Raw genomic sequence first — 19,320 nt, 5'->3', positions numbered from 1 at the left:
TGGGTTAAAACCGCAGTCAGATGGAGAGCTGCGCGCATGATTGGGCTGTCCGGCGTTTCCCGCAGTTTCAGTGGACGTTCCGGAGTTGTGGAGGCGCTGCGCGGTATCGACCTGACCGTAGCCGAGGGTGAGTTCGTCGCTCTCGTCGGCCGATCAGGATGCGGTAAATCTACACTTCTGAGGCTTATCGCCGGTTTATTGCCGCCGACCGCAGGTGAGATCACGGTCGCCGGCGAGCAGGTCACCAAGGCACGGCGCGACATCGCGATGCTCTTCCAGCGGCCCGCGCTGCTGCCCTGGCGGTCGGTCATCGACAATGTGCTGCTCCCGGTGGAGATCTTCGGCTGGCGCCGGGCGGCGCATCGTGAGCGGGCCATGCGACTGCTGGAGATGACCGGACTGGCCGGCTTCGAGAAGCGCCTGCCGCACGAGCTGTCCGGCGGCATGCAGCAGCGGGTCTCCCTCTGCCGATCGCTGATCGGCAACCCCCGGGTGATGCTGATGGACGAGCCGTTCTCCGCGCTCGACGCGATCACTCGTGAGGAACTGTCGGTGGAGTTGCAGCGCGTGCACATGGAGAACGCGTCGACCATCGTCTTCGTCACCCACTCCATCGACGAGGCGGTGCTCCTGGCCGACCGGGTGGTGGTTCTCACACCGCGTCCGGGTCGAATCCGGGAGGTGGTCGACATCCGCATCCCGCGCCCGCGGTCCCTGGGCCGCAACGCCCATTTCGAAGAGGTCGCACGATGCAGCGCCGATCTGCACGAGCTGCTGATGGGGTGGGGCACGTCGGCGGTGGCCCGGGAGAGAGGACAGTGAGCATGCGCGTCTGTGTCTTCACCGAACCGCATCGCGGCGCCACCTACGACGATCAGCTGCGGATGGCGCGGGTGGCCGAGGACGGCGGGTTCGAGGGCTACCTCCGCGCCGACCACTACCGGTCCATGGAGCTCGAGGGTGGCCTGCCCGGCCCAACGGACGCCTGGGTGACTCTGGCCGGCCTGGCCAGGGAGACCTCCCGGATCCGGCTGGGCACGCTGGTCTCCTCGGCCACCTTCCGGTTGCCCGGTCCCCTCGCGGTGACCGTCGCGCAGGTGGACCAGATGAGCGGAGGCCGGGTGGAGCTGGGCATCGGCACGGGCTGGTACGAGCGGGAGCACACCGCCTACGGCATCCCGTTTCCCTCGCTCAGCGAGCGCTTCGACCGGCTGGAGGAGCAGCTCGCCATCGTCACGGGGCTGTGGGCCACGCCGTCCGGCGGCCGGTTCAGCCACCACGGCAAGCACTACCGGCTGGACGACGCCCCTGCCCTGCCCAGGCCGGCGCAGCGGCCCTGGCCACCGATCATCATCGGAGGCCGCGGACCGAAGCGCACCCCGCGGCTCGCCGCCCGCTACGCGGACGAGTTCAACCTGCCGTTCAGGAACGTGTCAGAGACCGCAGAGGCGTTCGAGCGCGTCGTCGAGGCGCAGGAGCGGATCGGCCGGACTCGCGACGGCCGTGCTCCGCTGGTGCTCTCCGTAGGCATCGTCGTCGCGATCGGGCGCAACGATGCGGAGGCCCGGCGCCGGGCGGCCCCGTTGCACGTGCCGAGCGCGCTGCCCCCGGAGGATCCGGTGATCGGCTCACCCGCCCAGCTCGTCGATCGGATCGGCGAGTTCGCCGCGATCGGCGCCACCCGGGTGCATCTGCGCCTGCTCGACTTCGCTGATCTCGATCACCTGGATCTGATCGCAGCCAAAGTGCTGCCGCAACTCGACGGTGGGCGTTGACGACCGCTGTGCCTCCATCTCTTGCGGCCTGCCGGACCGTTCAGCGCTCGCCACGACCTGCAGAGCAGCGACCCGACGATGTGCAGCTGAGCCGGAATTTCTCACAGGTAGGAGGATGCCTGGAGGTCGTACAAGCGGGCATACCGGCCGGCGAGGTCGATGAGCTCGGCGTGCGTGCCATATTCGATGATTCGCCCGCCGTCGAGCACGACGATCAGGTCGGCCATCCGGATGGTGGCGAATCGGTGCGAGACCAGCAGCGTGATCCCGCCGGTGGCATGCTGCCAGTCCTGGGCCGCCTCCGCGTACCGCTGGTAGACCTCGTACTCGCTGGCCGCGTCCAGCGCGGCTGTAGGTTCGTCGAGCACGGCGAGGAGTGGCGTGGGTCGCATGAACGCCCGCGATAGGGCGATCTTCTGCCATTGGCCGCCGGAGAGCTCGACGCCGTCGCCGAGGGCCTTGCCGAGCCGCGTCTCCGCGCCCTCCGGTAGGCGGGGGAAGACCTGGGCGGCGCCACCCTTCTCGGCGGCCTCCGCGATCTCGTGCATGGTGGGCAGGTTGCCGACGCCGACGGCCTCGCGGGCCAGGAACGGGAACCGGCTGAAGTCCTGAAAGGCCGAGGTCACGCGTTCCCGCCAGGCCGCAGGATCCATCTCGGTGAGGGGTGTCCCGTCCACGGTGATGGTTCCGCTGGTCGGCTGGTGGAACCCGCAGAGCAGCTTGACCAGTGTCGTCTTCCCGCTGCCGTGGTCGCCGACCAGCGCCACCGTGGCCCCGGATGGGAGATGCAGGTCGATGCCGCGCAGCACGGGCGGCCCGCCGTACGAGAAATCCACGCCGGAGAGGGTGATGCCATCGCGGAGCTGGTCGGGCGGGGAGAGCGTGCCGCGGGAGCCTGCCCCGTACAGGTCGCGCAACCAGAGGTAGTGGCCGGCCATAGTGAGGCCGCGGCCGGCGAGGGTGAGCGCATGGGTGAGCAGGTCGAGCTGGCCCCTGATCTGGCCGCCGAGCGTGGCCACCAACAGCAGCGCGCCCGGACTGACCGTGCCGGAGAGTGCCAGCTGGACGGTGAGGAACAGCGCCCCGAGGAAGGCCACCACGAAGATGAGCGAGCCGATCAGGGTGAGGCCACTGACAGCGAGCGTGGTCCGCCAGAGGATCGCGGCCCGCTCCTCGCGCAGGCGGCGCGCGATTGCGGCGGCGTGGGCGCCGGAGGTGCCGAGCCGGAGCTCCTTGGCCGAGTTCGCCTCGGTGATCATCGTGAAGAGGTGCTGTTCGGCCCGGTTGCGCTCGGCGGTCTTCGCTCTCGCCTCCTCTGTCCTGCGCGAGGTGGTCCGGGTGAGCAGTATCGACGGCACCGCGAACAGCGGCAGCGCGAGCAGCACGGGATGGACCCTGGCCAGCAGGATCGTGGTGATGACCAGCCAGAGCCCGCTCTGCACCACGCTCAGGGCGGCCAGTCCGGTGGTGACGGTCCGCCCGCCGAGCCCGCGGATCTGCTCGATCCGGCGGAGCGACTCGGTGTCCTCCAGGTGCGCGGTCGTCGGCAGGGTCGCGCACCACCGTATGATCCGCCGGTCCAGTACGGTGCCGACCTCGCTGCCCAGCAGGCCGGCCTGCACCTGAATGACGCGACCGCCGGCAAGGACGAAGGCACCGGCCGTAGCCGCGCAGAGCGCCCCGCCGATGAGCAGCGACCGGGACCCGGTGAGCACACCGTCCACGATCCATTGCAGGCCGAGGGCGGTCAGCCCGGGGGTGATCGCGCCCAGCGGGGTCAGGATGAGCAGCAGCCATGTGCGTCCTGGCGCATGGCGCAGACACTCGGCCAGCAGGGTACGGATCTCGGCGAACCTCATGCGCCCTCCTTGAACTGCTGGGCCTGGAGATGGAACATTTGCGCGTATTCTCCGCCGGCGGCGAGCAGCTCGTCGTGGGTGCCGTCCTCGGTGATCCGCCCGCCGGACAGTACGACGATCCGGTCCGCCTTCCGCACGGTGGAGAATCGGTGGGAGATCAGGACGACGGTCGCCTGGCCGCGCACCTGGCGGATGCGGTCGAAGGCCTCCAGCTCGGCCTCGATGTCCAGGTTGGCGGTCGGTTCGTCCAGCACGAGAAGACGGGCTCCGCAGGCGGCCGCCAGCGCCGCCCGGGCAAGCGCTATCTTCTGCCACTGGCCACCGGACAGGTCGCCACCGTCGGCGTACTTGGGCGAAAGCACCGTCTCCCAGCCCTTGGCCATCTTTTCGATCAGCTTGGTCGCGCCCACCGCGGAGGCCGCCGCCTCGACCTGCTCCCGCGTCGCATCCGGCGCCGCGATCCTGATGTTCTCGTACGCACTCAGCTCGTACCGGTTGAAGTCCTGATAGACCGCGTACGCCGCGGGCTCGGTGACCACGGTGCCGCTACGCGGCCGGTACTGGCCGGTGAGGAGCTTGGCGAGGGTCGTCTTTCCCGCCCCGTTCACGCCGACGACCGCGGTCACCTCGCCGGACCGGAGGGTCAGCGTCACGCCGTTCAGCACGGGGACCTCCCCGTACCCGAAGTCCACGTCGCGAAGGGTGATCTCTCCGGCGGTGTCCGAGCGGGGCGGCGGCTCCAGGTCGGGGGCGAGCGCGCGAATCCGGGTGACCGCGTCCACGGCGGGCATCGCGACCTCCTCCATGTCCTCGCCCTGGCTCGACATGGAGATGACGAACATGGCGGAGACCGCGCCGATGGTAGCGGCGATCCGGCCGACCGACACCTCACCAGAGGTGGCCACCGCCACGTACACCACCGACGCGGTCGCCGCCCACCCGAGGAAGACCGACATCTCGCGCCGGAGCAGGGCCACCCTTGAGTTGATGACCCGTTGCATGGCGTCGGCGATGTTCTCCTGCGCGTGTTTCTCCAGCCAGTCGGTCAGCCCGAAGATCCGGACCTCCTTGGCGTCCCGGTTGTCCGACATCATCGCGGCCCACGCGCGTCCGCGCATCGCGGCCGGCATGGTGCCCGACACCACCCTGAAGAACTCCCGCCACATGCCGGATCGGTAACGGCCCAGCAGCAGCGCCATCGCGGCCGTCGCCGGACCCCACCACCACACCACCTGGGAGAGCACCAGCATCGCCGTCACCAGCCCGGCCATGGTCAGCCCGGCCCGGAACCGGCCCACCGCCCCGGCCCCGATGCCCTCGTCGGTCCAGGTGAGCAGCGGCGAACGCATGGTCGTCAGCTCATCCTGGACGGCGACGTCCTCCACCCGATCCAGGGTCGGCAGCGCCAGCACCCGGGAGGTCAGCTCCTCACGGACCGCGGCGTCGATCCGCCTCCCCACCCGCTCGGCCAGCGGCCAGCTCATCGAGCGGAGCACGTTACCGGTGACCAGCAGCCCGCCGAGCAGCGCCAGCAACGGCAGCACCGTCTCAATGCCAGCCCTCGCGGCATCCTGCGGAGCCGCGTCCGTGGCGACGCCCTGCGCCAGGCGGCCCACTAACTCACCGGTGGTCAGGGCCACCGCGGTCGGCTCCACTAAGAGGAACAGCTCGAGGAAGGAAAGGGCCGCCAGCCACGGCCAGCCTGCCAGCACGAGGAAACCCAGGAATCGGCGCTTGGGGGATGAGGGCACGAACCGCACCCTATCTACGATGTCAACGAACTTTTTCGCGACCTCATTGTGCCGCGCACCTGCGTAAAGCTGCGTATCGACGCCTCGCTGCAGAAAGTTTCGCCGGGTGTACCGCTCGAATATCGAGTTACATGACCTGAGGCCGGCCCTACACCCGTTCTGGCACCACACAGGCATTGCCCATGTCGCGGTGGATGGGGAGATCCTAAGGGATGGTCATGAAATGCCCATACCGATTTGACTTTTCCCTGAAAGGTCTCGATAGAGTCGTTGTGAGAACTGGCCACGACGGTTTCCTACGCCCCACCTCACGAGCTGAGTGGTCGCACCTCGTAGATCAAGTAGCGGCGATGACCGCAGGACCGGAGAGCGCGCACCCGTACGACGGAAAGGATCCCTACAAGACCGGATGCGCCAAGGCCACGGGCAGTGCTTGCGAAGGCCGGGGCCGGCTGTGCCAAATCAGGCGCGTCGCTGGGTGCGCAGCCGCTCGCGTTCGGCGTCGGTGATGCCGGTCAGTTATGTGATAGGGACGCCGCTGCGCTGGTATTTCACGCTGAACAGGTAGGGCATGTCACGCGGGCAGCTCAGGTAAGCCGTGTACGGGCCATCCCTCCAGGCGCCCTTATGCCGTTGCCAGTATGTGTCGGTAGCCTTCTCCTTGCACTGGATGACAACCCGAAAAGTAACCCTCGTCAGGCACTTGGCCCAGCCGCGGTCGGCCGCAGGCCTGGAATTGCGTTTGAACCCTGTGGTGCAGGCCGGGTAAGCCGCGCTGGCGGCGCTGGCCGCGCTGGCACTGACCAGCAACGTAGCTGCTGCTGTCAGGCTTAGCGTGGCTACGGCTACGAGCTTCCTTGCGAGTCTTGGCATTGTTCTCCGGTTCCCCAACATTTGACTTTGTCGCTCCGGGGCAAGATCAGACCACATCCCGGTATGCCGCGGGTATGTAGCAATCTCTGAGTGCCTCGGGTCCGCTTGTGGCGGCCCGACGCCAGCGTTGTGCTCGCGAGAGCGCTTAACACGACTGGACGAAGACGCTCACCGTTCGGGCGGGGACGGTCAGCGTGCCGGTCGCGGAGTCGTGGGTGGACTGTTTGACGACGGGGTCCCCTGCGGCGGCCTGGACGGGGTGCAGAGTGACCGGTTCTCCCGCGAGCGAGGTCATCGCCTGGGTGTGGGTCACAGGGGTCGCGTTGAAGACGATGATGATCGACTTCCAGTGCGGGTCGATGCCGGACGCGTCGATGTGCATGGTGATGACGCCGTCGGCCGAGGAGGGGAAGGTCACGCGCTTCTGGATCTCGCTGAGAGAACCGAGCGCGAAGGCGGGCGAAGATGAGCGGATCTTCAGCAGGTCGCCGAAACGCGCTCTCGCCGTGTCGATGGCTGCGCAGTCGGGCTTCAGCGACGGATCGGCCAGCAGCGGCTTGGCGTAGGCCCATTTGGACTCATTGTCGGCTCTGGGGGGCAGCCCGGCGCCGAAGCCGTTGCCCTGCGCGCAGTCCCACAGCAGCCGGTTGAACCAGTCGCCGGAGTCGTAGGAGTTGCGGTCAAGCGACTTCGAGCGCAGCCGCTCGCTGCCGGCGTGGACGAACGTCGTGCCCTGCGAGAGCACGGCGGTCGCCAGCGAGAGCGACTGCATCCTCACCCGGTCCGCCATCGTCGTGGACTGGGAGAGCTTGTAGGCCAGCGCGTCGAACAGGGTCTCGTTGTCGTGCGCGTCGACGTACGTCACCGCCTCCCCGGGCGCGGCCGTGTACCCGGCGGGCGAGCCGTTGTAGTCGACCTCCGAGCCCTTCTTGCCTGACGGCAGCACATAGTCCTTCAGGTTGCCGGTCAGACCGATCCGGATCAGGTCCGCGTAATTCCTGAGCCTGGCCAGCTGCTGCTCGGGCGTGCCATTGGCCGGGGAGCCGTTCGGCGCGCCGGCCAGCCCGGAGCCGAAGCCCTGGACCCGGGGATCGGCGTCGAACGGGCTGCCGCCGCGTACGGCGTCGCGCAACCGGTCGTTGAACGTGCCGATGCCGGTGCCGGCCATGTTCGCCTGCGTGGCCTGCTCGAAGCGGGCGCCGTCGGCCACCTCGCCGAAGTTCCAGCCCTCGCCGTACAGGATGATCGACTTGCCGTCCACGCCGTCCCTCTCGAGCGTCAGCTCGTCCAGCGCCTTGCGCACAGCCAGCATGTTCGCCTTCGGATGATGACCCATCAGGTCGAACCGGAACCCGTCGATCTTGTACTGCTTCGCCCAGGTGACGACCGAGTCGACGACCAGCTTGCCCATCATGGTGTGTTCGGGCGCGGTGTTGGCACAGCAGGTGGAGCTGGCCACGGTGCCGTCCTCGAGCAGACGGTGGTAGTAGCCGGGCACGATCCGGTCCAGCACCGAGGTCGGATCCTGGCCCGCGGCGTGGGTGTGGTTGTAGACCACGTCCATGATCACCCGCAGTCCGGCCCTGTTCAGTCCGGTGACCATCCCGCGGAACTCCTTGACGCGGTTGTCGGGGTCGGCGGCGTAGGAGCCTTCCGGCACCGTGTAGTGGAGCGGGTCGTAGCCCCAGTTGAAGGAGTCCTTGGCGGCGGTCTTCGCCACGCACTCCTGCTGCTGTTCGGAGTCGGGGGGCATCGATGCCAGGTCGCAGGACGGCTCGGTCCGGTCCGACTTGCGCTCCGGGATCGTGGCGATGTCGAAGACCGGCAGCAGGTGGACGTGGGTGAGCCCATCTTTGGCGAGCTTGCGCAACTCCTGCATACCGCGCGCGTTGCCGGTGAAAGCGGCGTAGGTGCCGCGCTGCGCGGCCGGGACGGTGGCGTCGGAGGCGGAGAAGTCGCGCACGTGCAGCTCGTAGATCGACGCCTTGTCCTGGCGGACCGCCTTGGGCTTGGCCCAGCCCAACAGGTCCCAGCCGGGCGGCTTGAGCAGCGGACTGTCCAGCGAGACCAGTTGGCTGCGCACGCCGTCGGCGGTCAGCGAGACGCTGTAGGGATCGGTGACCTCGTTGGTCACGACCTTGCCCGCGGCCGGCGAGTAGACCGTGACGAGGAAGGTGTAGTGCATGCCCTTCCACGTGGGCAGGCCGGACACCGACCAGACGCCGCTCTCCTCGTCGCGTCGCATCCCGTGCACGGTACGGCGAGTGCCGTACAGCGCCAGTTCGACCTTCTGCGCGGTCGGCGCCCACAGCGCCAGCTTGGGGATGACAAGGCCGGTCGGGCCGAGCGTGGCCGAGGCGGCCTTGGCGTACAGATCGTCCAGGACCCCGGGGATCTGCACGCCGGTGGCGGTGAGCAGCACGCCTGCGGCGTCCCGCTCGACCGCGACCACCTGACCGCGCAGGGCCTTCTTCACCAGATCGGCGTCGCGGGGGTCCACCGTCAGTGCGGTGTACGAGGCCAGGTGCGGCCATTTACTCTTTTGCGCGCCGGTCAGCGCGCCGGTCAGCGCGCCGGTCAGCGCGCCGGTCAGCGCGCCGGCGGTCAGCCGGATGAGGCGGATGTCGCCGGTCAGGTCGCCCCCGGCGTAGGCGATGTCGCCGTCGGCCGAGAAGGCCAGGGAGTAGTGCAGCGACGGGGACGGCCCCACCTTCCATGCGAGGGTCGCACGGTCGATCCAGTGCGCCTCGGCCTTGCCGAGCTCGGCGTCCGCGCCGGTGGCCGCGGACTGCGGCAGCACGTGGCCCTCGGTGGCGGCCAGCCGCCACAGCTCGTGGCCGACCGTCGACACGTCGAGCGACTGATCACCTGGCAGGTCCTTGTCGTCGCCCCTGTGGATGATGTAGCTCAAGTTCTGCGCCCCTTCAGCCAACGGCACCGCTAGTAGACCCCGAATCCGTCGGTGCCGGCGGGCGACGCTCTGGTAGAGCGGGTGCTGAGGGACGTAGTTATCGGTCGCGTGGGTGGCGGAGGTGCCGATGAGATCGTCGGTCAGGTAGCTCTCGGACGTGCTTGGCGGTGTCGATGCGGAAGCCGTCGATCCCGGTGTACTTCACCCACGTCGCCACGGCGGCAGAAAACCTTTTCGCTCGTGTTTTAGATAGGCCCATTGACAGGGGGATGACGTCGATTTACCGTACCGAAAACGCTTCATAATGATTCGCTGCAGTCGTTGCCAACAGCGATGTTAGCGCTAACATGGCGCTGTCGAACGTGTACCGGGCCCAGGAGCGTTTACCCGGCGCGCCCATGGGCCCGGTACCGCATCACGCTCAGGTACGGTTCCAGCGCTGATAGGTCTGGCTGCCGCAGTCGTACAAGACGATGGGGGTGTTGTCCGCCGTGCCGCCGTTGGCGGGCGTGAGGCAACGGCCGCTCTGCGTGCCGCCGATCGTGCCGTCAGACCGTAGTGTCCACTGCTGGTTGGTTCCGCCGTTGCATGTCCACAGGATGATCGCGGTTCCGTTCGCGGTGCCCCTGCCGTAGGCATCGACGCACTTGCCGAGTATCTGCAGGGTCGAGCCGGACTGGGTCACGGTCTGGCCGGCCCCGCCGTTGCAACCTCGCAGGGTGAGCTGGACGCCGTTGGCTGTGCTGCCGTTGGGGTCGTCCAGGCAGGTGCCGGAGGCGGCGTTGGTCAGGAGGAAGGTGGTCGGCGGCTGGGACGTTCCGCCGCCCTTGATGAGGAAGAGGTTGTCCGCGACGTTGTAGTACGTCGCCAGGTAGCTTCCGGGCGACGGGTTGGTGTGGTAGTAGTCCTCGTGGCCGCAGTCCAGGAGCCGGTCGTGGCTCCGGTCAGGGCAGTTGTAGATCAGGGTGACGTCGGAGGCGTCCTTATAGCACATGACGTCGTATTCGTCGACGCAGTGGGCGTGGCCGGAGGCGTGCGGCGCGTTGTTGTTGACCGCGCCGAGCGTGTGGCCCACCTCATGGGCGGCCACGGCGGAGTCCCAGCAGCCGCTGTCGACGCGGGCGTATTCCGGGCCGACGTTGGAGCGGTTGGCGTCGCTCTTGGAGGTGTCGCCGGCGAAGCCGCCGATGCCGCAGTACACCTGGGCGTCGACGAACTGCAGGTACTTGCGGTCGGTCCGGGTGTAGCCGGCGGCCTGCACGGCGTTGAGCAGCGGCGCCCAGTCGTTGGCGTTGAGTGCCGAGTCGGAGATCTGCACGTCACGGACGACGGGACGGCACAAGCCGTTGACCGTTTCGGTGACGAAGCGGACGTGTCGCTCGCCGCCGGTCTCGGCCGCGCTGGCGTTGTAAATGGTGTCGACGCCCTCCGCGAGGGTGCGGAAGGTCTCCAAGTACTGCTGGTAACGGCTGGTGGAGCCGTGGATGTAGAGCACCTCCACGCGCTTGCCGGTAACGCCGTCGCCCTCGCACACGGCCAGGCTCGCGGCCGCCGCGGTCGGGGAGACGGGTGCGACCCGCCGTTTGACGTCCAGGCCGGGCGGGGGAGCGTCGGGGCCGTGAGTGCAGATCAAGTGGTGGGCGGTCCTGATCTCGTACGTGCCTTGGGGGCAGGACGCCGCGTGAGCCGTGGTCGCCCCGGAGGGGGCGACCATCGCTAAGACCAGGATCAAGGCAGCCGTGAGCAGGGGGGTGCGGATGGACATGCGGGTTCCTTTCGGTGGGCATGGGTGAGCGCACGATCGCGCCCGCCCGGAGGAGGGCCGCCGCTGGGCGAGTCGTCGGCGTGGTAGACGATCCGGTCCTCAGCGCCGTCTGGTGAGATGAAGAATCCGTTGTGACCCGGGCCGTAGACGCCGTTGGCGTCGGAGCGCTGGAAGATCGGGTTGGGATTTCACCCAGGAGGTCGAGTCGAGCGGATCGCCGCCGGCGCGCCGGCCGTACCGGGGATTGGTACGGCGATGGCGGTGAGCAGCGTGCGGAGCGCTGAGGCAGGGCGTGAGCGTCTCACTGAACCCCCATGCGGGTAGGCGTGACGATACTCACGTCGGTGGAAAGCGTGGCTTCCAGGAGAAGTACGCCTACCCGGCCCACCGGCGGGTGCCTAGATTGTTGATGATCACAACAAGTCTGACAAGAGCTCTTCACAACTTTTCACGAAATGACGCTGGACGGCCGACGGCCCCTACGGCAACGACGTGGCCACCGATCGCGAATGCAACAGACTGGTCCGAGCGTGAGTCAGCCTCGCCGCGACGGCGGCGAGGCTGACTCACGGGAGCGGCCGCTAGGTCCGGCCGGTGATCGGGTTGCGGACGTTTATGGGCGGCCGTTGGCGGCGCACCAGTTTGCCCAGGTGGTGGCACCCTTGCCGAGCTGCTTGTTGTAGAAGGACGTCCAGGAGTTCTCGCTCGGCCCCGGCGCGGTGGGAGCGGTCGTGAACAGCGGGTGGTTCGCCTCGACCTCGGCCCGCAGCCACGGCTCGATGTCGGAGTAGGAGGCCAGTGACCAACTGCGGGCATGGTACGTGAGCTGGCCGCGCACGTTTGTCTCCGCCAGGCACATGAACGGCGTCCATGGGCTGGTCCGCGCCCAGCTGATCTTCGTCTTCATCGCGCCGAACGGGACGCCGGACCCAGTGCGGGCCGCCACCTCGCGATCGTCGACGGAGAAGTCGAACATCTCCTGCGCGGCGTACACGCCGCCCGTCAGGCCGAACTGCTCGCCGAGCGTGGTGCCGAAGTTCGCCCGCACGGGGATGTCGCTGGTCCACACGGTCTCGTCGTGCAGCTGCTGCAGCGGCGGACCCGTGAAGGAGGAGGTGATGGTGAACGGGCCGAAGTTCACCGAGTCGTTGTTGATGGGGACGACCGGATACGTCTTGCCGTCGATCGGGTTCTTCCACTCGCGCACGATGCGCCGCGGATCCGCCGGGTCGGTGTAGAAGACGATCTCCCTGGAGAGCTGGTAGAGCTGGTTCGTGTCGGGGACCCGGTAGAGCCGCCGGATGTTGTAGCCCTCGATGTTGAAGAGTTTCTGGCCGTGCCGCATCGCCGGGTCCAGGCTGTTGCCCTCAATGTTCGCGTACACCGAGCCGGAGATCCGGAACACCATGTCCTTCCCGTCCGGACGCCCGAACGTCTGGAGGGACAGTTTGCCGCTCTTGTCGGTGACCATCGCGTAGACCGGCCCGGGATGCGTGGAGTTGGCGGATCTGTCGTCCGCCGCCGCGCCCGGAATGCCGGTACCGATGAATAGGACAATAGGGACTAGAAGCCCCGTAATGCCTCGTTTGACCACTTGCGCCCTCCGCGCGGAGAATGAAGCGAATAGCCCCATATTGTGATCATGTCGGGCGAAGGATTGTCCAGACCGCCGATCAGCTGCCCGACAAAGGCGAAACCGTACATTCCTACTCTCCGGCACACGAACCGGTCGGAGAACTCCGCCAGGGCTGCCCGCTGGACCGCGACGCGGGAAAGTGGCTCGCAATCGGACTGGCGAAGCGGGGCTTTCGACTCAACTGCCGTATGGCTACGATCGGGCACCAATCGCCTACGTTGGCGATTCTCGTCATGGACTCACCGATCGGCGGAGGAGAGTGTCCGGCACGTGGCTAGATTGGGCAGGGTCGGGCGACGACGGACGAAGACTATGGGGGACGGGGCGGGGTTAGCGGGGTCAACCAGCGGCGGGCCGCGCCGACTGGCCGGTGTCCGCCGGCTGCCGTTGCGTACCGTGCTGCTCATTGTCGTGTTCGTGCCGAGCCTGACTTTTACCCCACTGTTGGCTTCGGGCATGTTCCAACTGTCGTCTCAGTGGCGGGCGGAGAAGGCCCAGATGGATCTGGCCACCAAGACCGTCGGCAGACCTGCGGGCAACCTCTTCTTCAGCCTTGATCGGGAGCGACGCCTCACCGCGGAGATGCAGGCCGACCCCCGTAGCGCCGCCCGCGACAAGCTCGCCAAGCAGCGCGCGACGACCGACCAGGCCATAAGCGCCTTCCGCCCCCTGGCAGCCCTGGACGCCCCCAACGGGCAGGAGGGGCTCACCGACGCCATCGCCCGGACCGAACGCAGCCTCGGCCTCCTCGATCAGCAGCGCCGGGCGGTGGACGCCGGTTGGTCCAGCGCGCAGAATGCGTTCGACTACTACAGCGGCCTCCTCGAGGCAGACCTCAGCGTATTGACCGCCCTCAGCAACACCGACGAGGGCCAGGTGAACAGCCAGGCGCAGACACTGGTCGACCTTTACTGGGTCGTCGACATGATCGGCCGCGAAGACGCCGTTCTGGCTCGCGGCTGGAAGACGGGAGGACTGGCGCGGGGTGATTACGGCCTTGTCGCCGACGCCATCGGCACCAGGAAGCACCTCATGGAGTCCCGGGTGCTTCCCAGTCTCACAGGCAACGAGACCCCGTACGGAAAGCTGACGGCCAGCAAGGCGTGGGAGACCATGGCCGCTCTGGAAGGGCGGTTGGTCGCCTCCGGGAGCGGCGCCGGGGACAACCAGGTGACACTCCCCGACGACCGCGCCGAGTGGCGCTCCTCGGTGGACACCGTCACTGCGCAACTGCTGAAACTCCTCAACCTCCGGTTCGAAAATGTCGGCAAGATCGGCTACGGCCACGCCGACATGCTCTTCACGGTCTTCATCAGTGTCACCACCGTGGGTCTGCTCGCCTTGGGGCTGGTGATCTTCACCAGCTGGCGCCTCACCGCCATTCTTCGCCGGCGCATCCTCCACCTGCGCCAGGATGCCCAGGGACTCCAGGAACGGCTGCCCAACGTGGTCGCCCGGCTGGAGCGTGGCGAGGACGTCGACGTGGACGCGGAAGTACGCATGGTCGAGCCCACCCCCGACGAGCTCGGCGAGCTCGGGCAGGCCCTCAACATGGCCAGCCGCAGCGCTGTCTTCACCGCCGTGCGGCAGGCCGAACAACACCGTGGCTTCCAGCGCATGCTCCAGCGCATCGCCCGCCGTACCCAGATCCTCATCGGCCTTCAGCTGAAGAAGCTGGACGAACTGGAGCGTAGGCACGAGGACCCCGAAGTGCTGGAGGGCCTGTTCGACCTGGACCATCTCACCGCCCGGCTGCGCCGCTACGAAGAGAACCTGGTGATCCTCGGCGGCGGGCAGCCGCAGCGCCGCTGGCGCAAGCCGGTACACCTGCTCGATGTACTGCGCGCCGCGCAAGGCGAGGTTCAGGACTACCGCCGGATCTCAATCGACGTCGAGGGGGAACCCTGGATAGCCGAGCGCGCGGTGGGACCGCTGGTCCACGTCTTGGCGGAACTCATGGAGAACGCCACCACCTTCTCCAAGCCGCAGACCCCCGTCGAGGTACGGGCCGCACCGGTCAGCCGGGGCATCGCCGTGGAGATCGAGGACCGCGGCCTGGGCATGGAATCCGAGGAGTACGCCGCCGCCAACGAACTGTTGAAGTCGCCACCGCAGCTCGATGTGATGACCCACGCCGACGATGTGCGGCTCGGCCTGTACGTGGTCGCCCGGCTCTCCGCGGGCCTGGGCCTCAGGGTGGAACTGCGGTCGTCGGCCTTCGGCGGCACCCGTGTCATCGTGCTGCTCCCGAAATCGCTGGTGGTTGACCGCCCCCGTGCGGTACCCGTGCCGGCCACGATCCCCGAGGAAGTCCCCCAGGACGCCACCGGTTCGCGGCCACGCGCGCAGGAAGGTCAGGAAGGTACGGTCGGTCCCCGCCCGCCTCAGGAGGACGGGCAGTTGCCGACTCGCTCCAGGGGACGCGCGATGGCGTACATGGCGGCACCTGCCGGATCGCCGGATCGGGACGACGCACCGCCATCGTCCGACCGCCGGCCGCTGCCCCAGCGGGTGCGCCAGGCCAGCCTTGCCGACGAGCTCAAAGTCCCGGTGGACAGGGACGAAGGAACCGACCAGGAGACCTGGGCCGTACGCGACCGGCCCAGCCGATCCAGTGCCACGATCGGCGCATTCCAGCGGCAGTCCCGCAGGCGCCGGAGCGGTGACGACGCCCCCCAGCCCCGGCCGAGCGGATCCCCTGAGCCCAGTTCCCCTACGACGGAAGAGCGAAGATGACGCAGCGAACCACCGCCACCAACATTGACCTGGACTGGCTCCTGGACAGCCTGGTCGATCAGGTCGCGGGCACCCGGCACGCCATCGTGTTGTCCGACGACGGACTGGTGATCAGCCGGTCCCGGAGCATCGAACGCTCGGATGCCGAACGCCTCGCCGCGATCGCCACCGGCCAGCAGAGCCTGGCGCGCGGTGTCGGGCAGCTCTTCAGCGGCGGGCCGGTCCACCAGGTCATCATCGAGATGGCCGACCTGTGGCTGTTCGTCACAGCCGCGGGCCGTGGCACCCATCTGGCCGTCGTCGCGTCCCAGGACGTCGACGCCGAACTGATGAGCGTCGCGATGCACACCCTGATCCAGCAGGTCGGCCAGAAGCTGGGAACCGACGCGCGTCCCCCGCAGGGCCGTGACGTGGGGGGACACGGATGAAACACTGGACGGAGGGCTTCGAGGACGATGACGCCGACGAGCCCCTTGTCCGTCCCTATACGATCACCGGCGGACGAACCGCCCCCGAGCGGGACGACTTAACGCTGATCACCCTGGTGACGGCGGCTTCCGAGGTCTCTTCGGAAACCAGACGCGGTCTGAGGAGAATGCAACCGGAGCACCGCACCATTTTCGCTCTGTGCAATCGGCCCCTGGCGGTGGCCGAAGTCGCCTCCGCGCTGAACCTCCCGGTGTCAGTGACGAAGATCCTCATCGGCGATCTGATCGAGACCGGTCAGATGCGGGCTCGGCCACCGCTGGCGTTCGCACAAGCAGGCGGCTTTCCCGATATGGCAATCCTTGAGGCGGTGAGGGATGGGTTACGCAAACTCTGACCACGGGGACGATGCTCCCCTGGCAGTGAAGATCCTTATCGCCGGTGGTTTCGGCGTCGGGAAGACCACGCTGGTCGGCGCGGTGAGTGAGGTCGCCCCATTGCGTACGGAGGAGTACCTGACCCATGCCAGCGTCGGTGTCGACGATCTGGAAGGGGTGAGCGGCAAGTCCACCACCACCGTCGCACTGGACTTCGGGCGCATCACCATCAACAACGAGCTCGTGCTTTACCTGTTCGGCACCCCCGGGCAGGAACGCTTCTGGTTCATGTGGAACGACCTTGTCAACGGAGCGATGGGCGCGGTCGTCCTGGTCGACACCCGCCGGCTGGATGTGAGCTTCGCGTCGATCGACTTCTTCGAGAGCCGCGGTATACCGTTCGTGGTCGGCGTCAATTGCTTCCATGGTGTCAGGGACCGGACACAGGAGGAGATCCGAAGGGCACTCGATCTCGATCCGCAGGTGCCGCTGGTGCTCTGTGACGCCCGCGACCGGACGGCAGGGCGCGATGTGCTGCTAGCACTAATCGACCACCTGATGGCCGCCCCATCCCGCACCACACCGCATCCCGTGGCCTGACCGTCCCGGCACCGGGGCGCCGGCCTCGGCCCGTCCCTGCTCCCGCCCGGCGGCGAAGGAGGCGAGGCACCCTCGCAGCGAGGCCGGCTGGCTTTCTGTGAACCGCAAACAGCGACGCCGGCCGGTGTGCTCGACGCGACGTCATCGGCGGGGCTTCCGGAGGCCTGCGTCACGCCGCACTCAGGTTGAAGCGCGGTGGATGACGTGCGGAGACAAGGAGGTGGGGGTCAGGCGCGGCTTGCGGCCTGACAGGCTCGCCACCACTGCCTCGGCCAGAGTGCGGCCCACCTTCTCCAGGTCGAAGGCGACCGTGCTGAGCGGTGGATCGGCCACCTGGGCGAGGGGGATGTCGTCGGCGCCTATGACCGCCAGATCCTCGGGGGCGGTGAGCTTGGCGTGGCGCATGCCCGCCAGGAGAGCGATCGCGACCTCGTCGTTGTAGGCGCACACGGCAGTCACCGACTCCCGTCGCCACCGCCGCGCTGCGCGTGCCATGGCAGCGGTGTCGAGCTTGGTGTCGAGCGCCAGCGGAGGGTCGATGCCGGCTTGCGCGCAGGCCTCGGCGACCCCGAGCAGCCGCTCATCGGCGATCTTGCGGAGCAGAGCGTGCTCCGGCATGGCGTAGCCGAGGCGATCATGGCCCAGGGCGATGAGATGCTCGGCCTGGAGGCGGCCCATGCGCCGCATGGTGGGGTGGGCCTCCACCTCGGTGGTGAACACGATGTCCGCGCCCGCCCGGCGGACAGCCTGCGCGATGTCGTCGTCCAACGGATCGATGCTGGCAACCACCGAGGCGTCGATGGCGGCGCAGACATCGGGAAGCGACCGCCCGGGTGCTCCGGCCAGATGAGTGACCAAGGTCAGACCGGCGTGGGCCAGCGATGTGGCGAACTGTTCCACGAATCGGGTGATCCCGGGGCCGATCGACAGATGCGGGATGGACAGCAGGACGACGTCGCTGCGCCCGGCTGCCAGAGAGCGGGCCGAGCCGCGCGGCCGGTAGTCGAGCTGCTTGACCGCCTCCAGGACCCGGCGCCTCGTCTCTTCGGGGATCGACTGCCCTGGCGTGTCGTTGAGCACAAAGCTCACGGTCGCGCCGGAGACGCCGGCCGCTCGGGCGACATCGGTGATGGTGACCCGCTTTGCTGGGCGCCTCATGTCGGCTCATCGTAGGGGACTGTTGGACACATATGTGAACGGTGTCTCGTTGCGTAGTTGTTACGGGCGGATGTCTTGCGATCCGTGCGGCAGCCAACGATAGGTTACTAATGCGCTTAAGTAACGAGCTGCAGTTTCTCCGGCCCTGACTTCATTGGGAAGGGTGTTCATGGCGACTCCCCCCTCTCTCGAACCCCCCGACACCGAGGCGTCCGACGACCTGCCGCGGGTCAGCGCGAGCTACATCTTCTGGATGATGGCCGCCAACTTCGGCATCTCCATGGCGTTCGTGGTCCCGCTCGCCTTCTCGCTGGCGGTGCGGATCGACGAGCTCGCTCCCGGACGCGAGGAGGTGCTCGGGTACGTCACGGGCACCGCGCAAACGATCTACCTGGTGCTCAGTCCTCTACTCGGTGTGTGGAGCGATCGCACCCGCACCCGCCTCGGCCGTCGCCGCCCCTTCATGTTCGCCGGCCTGCTCCTCGGGTTGGCCGCGCTGGTCGGCATCGCGATCGCGCCGAACCTGCTGCTCGTGGGAGCCGGCTGGATTCTCGCGATGCTCGGCTGGGCGACCGCGTCGCAGGCGATACTCAACGTGCAGGCCGATCGCATCCCCGAGGCCCAGCGCGGCAAGATTTCCGGCTTCACCGGGCTGACCGGCCAGATTGCACCCATTATCGGGATCGGCATCACGTCCGCCGTGACGGGCAACACGTTCCTCGTCTTTGTCCTGCCCGGCCTCATCGGTGCCGTGCTGCTGGTGGTCTTCCTCTTCGTGGGCAAGGAGGAGGACACGCGCGGCGCCGTCCACACGACGGCCGTGTCGATACGAACGCTGGCGTCCAGCTACGTGTTCAATCCCCGCAAGCACCGGGACTTCGGCTGGAACTGGCTGGGGCGCCTGATGTTCTTCATGGGGCTGTACTTCAACACGACGTTCAGCACCTTCTTCTACGCCCAGCGCCTGGAACTGCCGGTGCGGGAGGTCGCGGGGACGGCGGCCATCATCGGAGTCCTCGGCGTCGCCGCGGCGGCTCTCGGCGCGATCGGCGGTGGCTTCCTGTCGGACAAGCTGCGCCGGCGGAGACTGTTCGCCCTCATCGGTTCGCTGTTCTTCGTCGCCGGCGGGCTTGTCGAGGCCTTTGCGTACTCCTTCCCGGTGCTGATGCTCGGATCCGTCCTCATGCAGCTCGCAATCGCGTTCTTCAGCGCTGTCGACCAGGCGATCGTGCTCGCTGTGCTGCCCAGCCGGGAGGAGGCCGGGCGGTACATGGCCGTGGTGGCGTTCGCGCACAAGCTCCCGAGCGCGATCGCGCCGCTCGTCGCTCCGTTCATCATCACGATCGGCGTGATCGACGGCGACAAGAACTACACGCTGCTCTACCTCACCGGCGCGGTGCTGGCGCTCATGGGTGGATTGCTGGTGTTCACGCGCGTGAAGTCGGTGCGATGA

Annotated in this window: 14 protein-coding genes; 7 read left to right on the top strand and 7 right to left on the bottom strand. The window is 67.8% G+C overall.

Annotated features, from left to right (window positions below; genetic code table 11):
- Positions 1-36: 36 nt before the first annotated feature.
- A complete protein-coding gene (locus ACTWPT_RS40560; protein ID WP_443182842.1) occupies positions 37-822 on the top strand; it encodes an ABC transporter ATP-binding protein in 786 nt (261 codons plus the stop codon).
- Between the two features lie 2 nt (positions 823-824).
- Complete coding sequence (locus ACTWPT_RS40555) at positions 825-1,775, top strand: LLM class F420-dependent oxidoreductase (RefSeq protein WP_443182841.1); 951 nt, start codon at positions 825-827, stop codon at positions 1,773-1,775.
- Positions 1,776-1,876: 101 nt separating this feature from the next.
- Here the strand turns inward: ACTWPT_RS40555 and ACTWPT_RS40550 are convergent, their stop codons facing one another.
- The 6 genes from ACTWPT_RS40550 to ACTWPT_RS40525 all read right to left on the bottom strand — a co-directional run bounded on the left by ACTWPT_RS40550 (position 1,877) and on the right by ACTWPT_RS40525 (position 12,405).
- Positions 1,877-3,634 carry an ABC transporter ATP-binding protein gene (locus tag ACTWPT_RS40550; RefSeq protein WP_443182840.1) on the bottom strand — a complete coding sequence of 586 codons (1,758 nt, stop codon included), beginning with the start codon at positions 3,632-3,634 and terminating at the stop codon, positions 1,877-1,879.
- Complete coding sequence (locus ACTWPT_RS40545; protein WP_443182839.1) at positions 3,631-5,385, bottom strand: ABC transporter ATP-binding protein; 1,755 nt, start codon at positions 5,383-5,385, stop codon at positions 3,631-3,633. The genes ACTWPT_RS40550 and ACTWPT_RS40545 overlap by 4 nt, the downstream gene beginning before the upstream one ends.
- Positions 5,386-6,403: 1,018 nt before the next feature.
- Entirely contained in the window at positions 6,404-9,169 is a 2,766-nt protein-coding gene (gene pulA, locus ACTWPT_RS40540; protein ID WP_443182838.1) for a pullulanase-type alpha-1,6-glucosidase, read from the bottom strand.
- A gap of 97 nt (positions 9,170-9,266) precedes the next feature.
- The gene (locus tag ACTWPT_RS40535; protein ID WP_443182837.1) at positions 9,267-9,428 is read right to left on the bottom strand and encodes an alpha-amylase family glycosyl hydrolase; all 162 of its coding nucleotides are present in this window, start codon (positions 9,426-9,428) and stop codon (positions 9,267-9,269) included.
- A 162-nt stretch (positions 9,429-9,590) separates the two neighbouring features.
- Positions 9,591-10,934 (bottom strand): ricin-type beta-trefoil lectin domain protein, encoded by a 1,344-nt coding sequence (locus ACTWPT_RS40530; protein WP_443182836.1) that lies wholly within the window; start codon positions 10,932-10,934, stop codon positions 9,591-9,593.
- Between the two features lie 613 nt (positions 10,935-11,547).
- Positions 11,548-12,405, bottom strand: a complete 858-nt coding sequence (locus ACTWPT_RS40525; protein WP_443182835.1) for a DUF1838 family protein — start codon at positions 12,403-12,405, stop codon at positions 11,548-11,550.
- A gap of 621 nt (positions 12,406-13,026) precedes the next feature.
- Here ACTWPT_RS40525 and ACTWPT_RS40520 point away from each other — a divergent pair.
- From ACTWPT_RS40520 to ACTWPT_RS40505, 4 genes are read left to right on the top strand one after another with little or no spacing between them, the layout of a single operon-like run.
- On the top strand, positions 13,027-15,306 hold the full coding sequence (locus tag ACTWPT_RS40520) for a nitrate- and nitrite sensing domain-containing protein (protein ID WP_443182834.1): 2,280 nt from the start codon (positions 13,027-13,029) through the stop codon (positions 15,304-15,306).
- On the top strand, positions 15,303-15,734 hold the full coding sequence (locus ACTWPT_RS40515) for a roadblock/LC7 domain-containing protein (protein WP_443182833.1): 432 nt from the start codon (positions 15,303-15,305) through the stop codon (positions 15,732-15,734). The genes ACTWPT_RS40520 and ACTWPT_RS40515 overlap by 4 nt, the downstream gene beginning before the upstream one ends.
- Positions 15,731-16,129, top strand: a complete 399-nt coding sequence (locus tag ACTWPT_RS40510; RefSeq protein WP_443182832.1) for a DUF742 domain-containing protein — start codon at positions 15,731-15,733, stop codon at positions 16,127-16,129. The genes ACTWPT_RS40515 and ACTWPT_RS40510 overlap by 4 nt, the downstream gene beginning before the upstream one ends.
- Positions 16,110-16,709 (top strand): GTP-binding protein, encoded by a 600-nt coding sequence (locus ACTWPT_RS40505; RefSeq protein WP_443182831.1) that lies wholly within the window; start codon positions 16,110-16,112, stop codon positions 16,707-16,709. Before ACTWPT_RS40510 ends, ACTWPT_RS40505 begins: the two co-directional genes overlap by 20 nt.
- Positions 16,710-16,889: 180 nt before the next feature.
- Here the strand turns inward: ACTWPT_RS40505 and ACTWPT_RS40500 are convergent, their stop codons facing one another.
- Entirely contained in the window at positions 16,890-17,867 is a 978-nt protein-coding gene (locus ACTWPT_RS40500) for a LacI family DNA-binding transcriptional regulator (RefSeq protein ID WP_443182830.1), read from the bottom strand.
- Positions 17,868-18,036: 169 nt separating this feature from the next.
- Between ACTWPT_RS40500 and ACTWPT_RS40495 the strand changes: the two genes are divergently transcribed.
- The gene (locus ACTWPT_RS40495) at positions 18,037-19,320 is read left to right on the top strand and encodes an MFS transporter (RefSeq protein ID WP_443182829.1); all 1,284 of its coding nucleotides are present in this window, start codon (positions 18,037-18,039) and stop codon (positions 19,318-19,320) included.

This window comes from Nonomuraea sp. 3N208 (assembly GCF_052245935.1).
Taxonomy (GTDB): domain Bacteria; phylum Actinomycetota; class Actinomycetes; order Streptosporangiales; family Streptosporangiaceae; genus Nonomuraea.
The sequence above is the reverse complement of the archived record's forward strand: the minus strand, read 5'-3'. Positions and strand labels throughout refer to the sequence as shown.

Excerpts from the sequence above, each read along its gene's own strand:
- ACTWPT_RS40560 (WP_443182842.1), top strand. The coding sequence starts at position 37 with ATGATTGGGCTGTCCGGCGTTTCCCGCAGTTTCAGTGGACGTTCCGGA.
- ACTWPT_RS40555 (WP_443182841.1), top strand. The coding sequence starts at position 825 with ATGCGCGTCTGTGTCTTCACCGAACCGCATCGCGGCGCCACCTACGAC.
- ACTWPT_RS40550 (WP_443182840.1), bottom strand. The coding sequence starts at position 3,634 with ATGAGGTTCGCCGAGATCCGTACCCTGCTGGCCGAGTGTCTGCGCCAT.
- ACTWPT_RS40535 (WP_443182837.1), bottom strand. The coding sequence starts at position 9,428 with ATGGGCCTATCTAAAACACGAGCGAAAAGGTTTTCTGCCGCCGTGGCG.
- ACTWPT_RS40530 (WP_443182836.1), bottom strand. The coding sequence starts at position 10,934 with ATGTCCATCCGCACCCCCCTGCTCACGGCTGCCTTGATCCTGGTCTTA.
- ACTWPT_RS40525 (WP_443182835.1), bottom strand. The coding sequence starts at position 12,405 with ATGGTCACCGACAAGAGCGGCAAACTGTCCCTCCAGACGTTCGGGCGT.
- ACTWPT_RS40520 (WP_443182834.1), top strand. The coding sequence starts at position 13,027 with ATGTTCCAACTGTCGTCTCAGTGGCGGGCGGAGAAGGCCCAGATGGAT.
- ACTWPT_RS40515 (WP_443182833.1), top strand. The coding sequence starts at position 15,303 with ATGACGCAGCGAACCACCGCCACCAACATTGACCTGGACTGGCTCCTG.
- ACTWPT_RS40510 (WP_443182832.1), top strand. The coding sequence starts at position 15,731 with ATGAAACACTGGACGGAGGGCTTCGAGGACGATGACGCCGACGAGCCC.
- ACTWPT_RS40505 (WP_443182831.1), top strand. The coding sequence starts at position 16,110 with ATGGGTTACGCAAACTCTGACCACGGGGACGATGCTCCCCTGGCAGTG.
- ACTWPT_RS40500 (WP_443182830.1), bottom strand. The coding sequence starts at position 17,867 with ATGAGGCGCCCAGCAAAGCGGGTCACCATCACCGATGTCGCCCGAGCG.
- ACTWPT_RS40495 (WP_443182829.1), top strand. The coding sequence starts at position 18,037 with ATGGCGACTCCCCCCTCTCTCGAACCCCCCGACACCGAGGCGTCCGAC.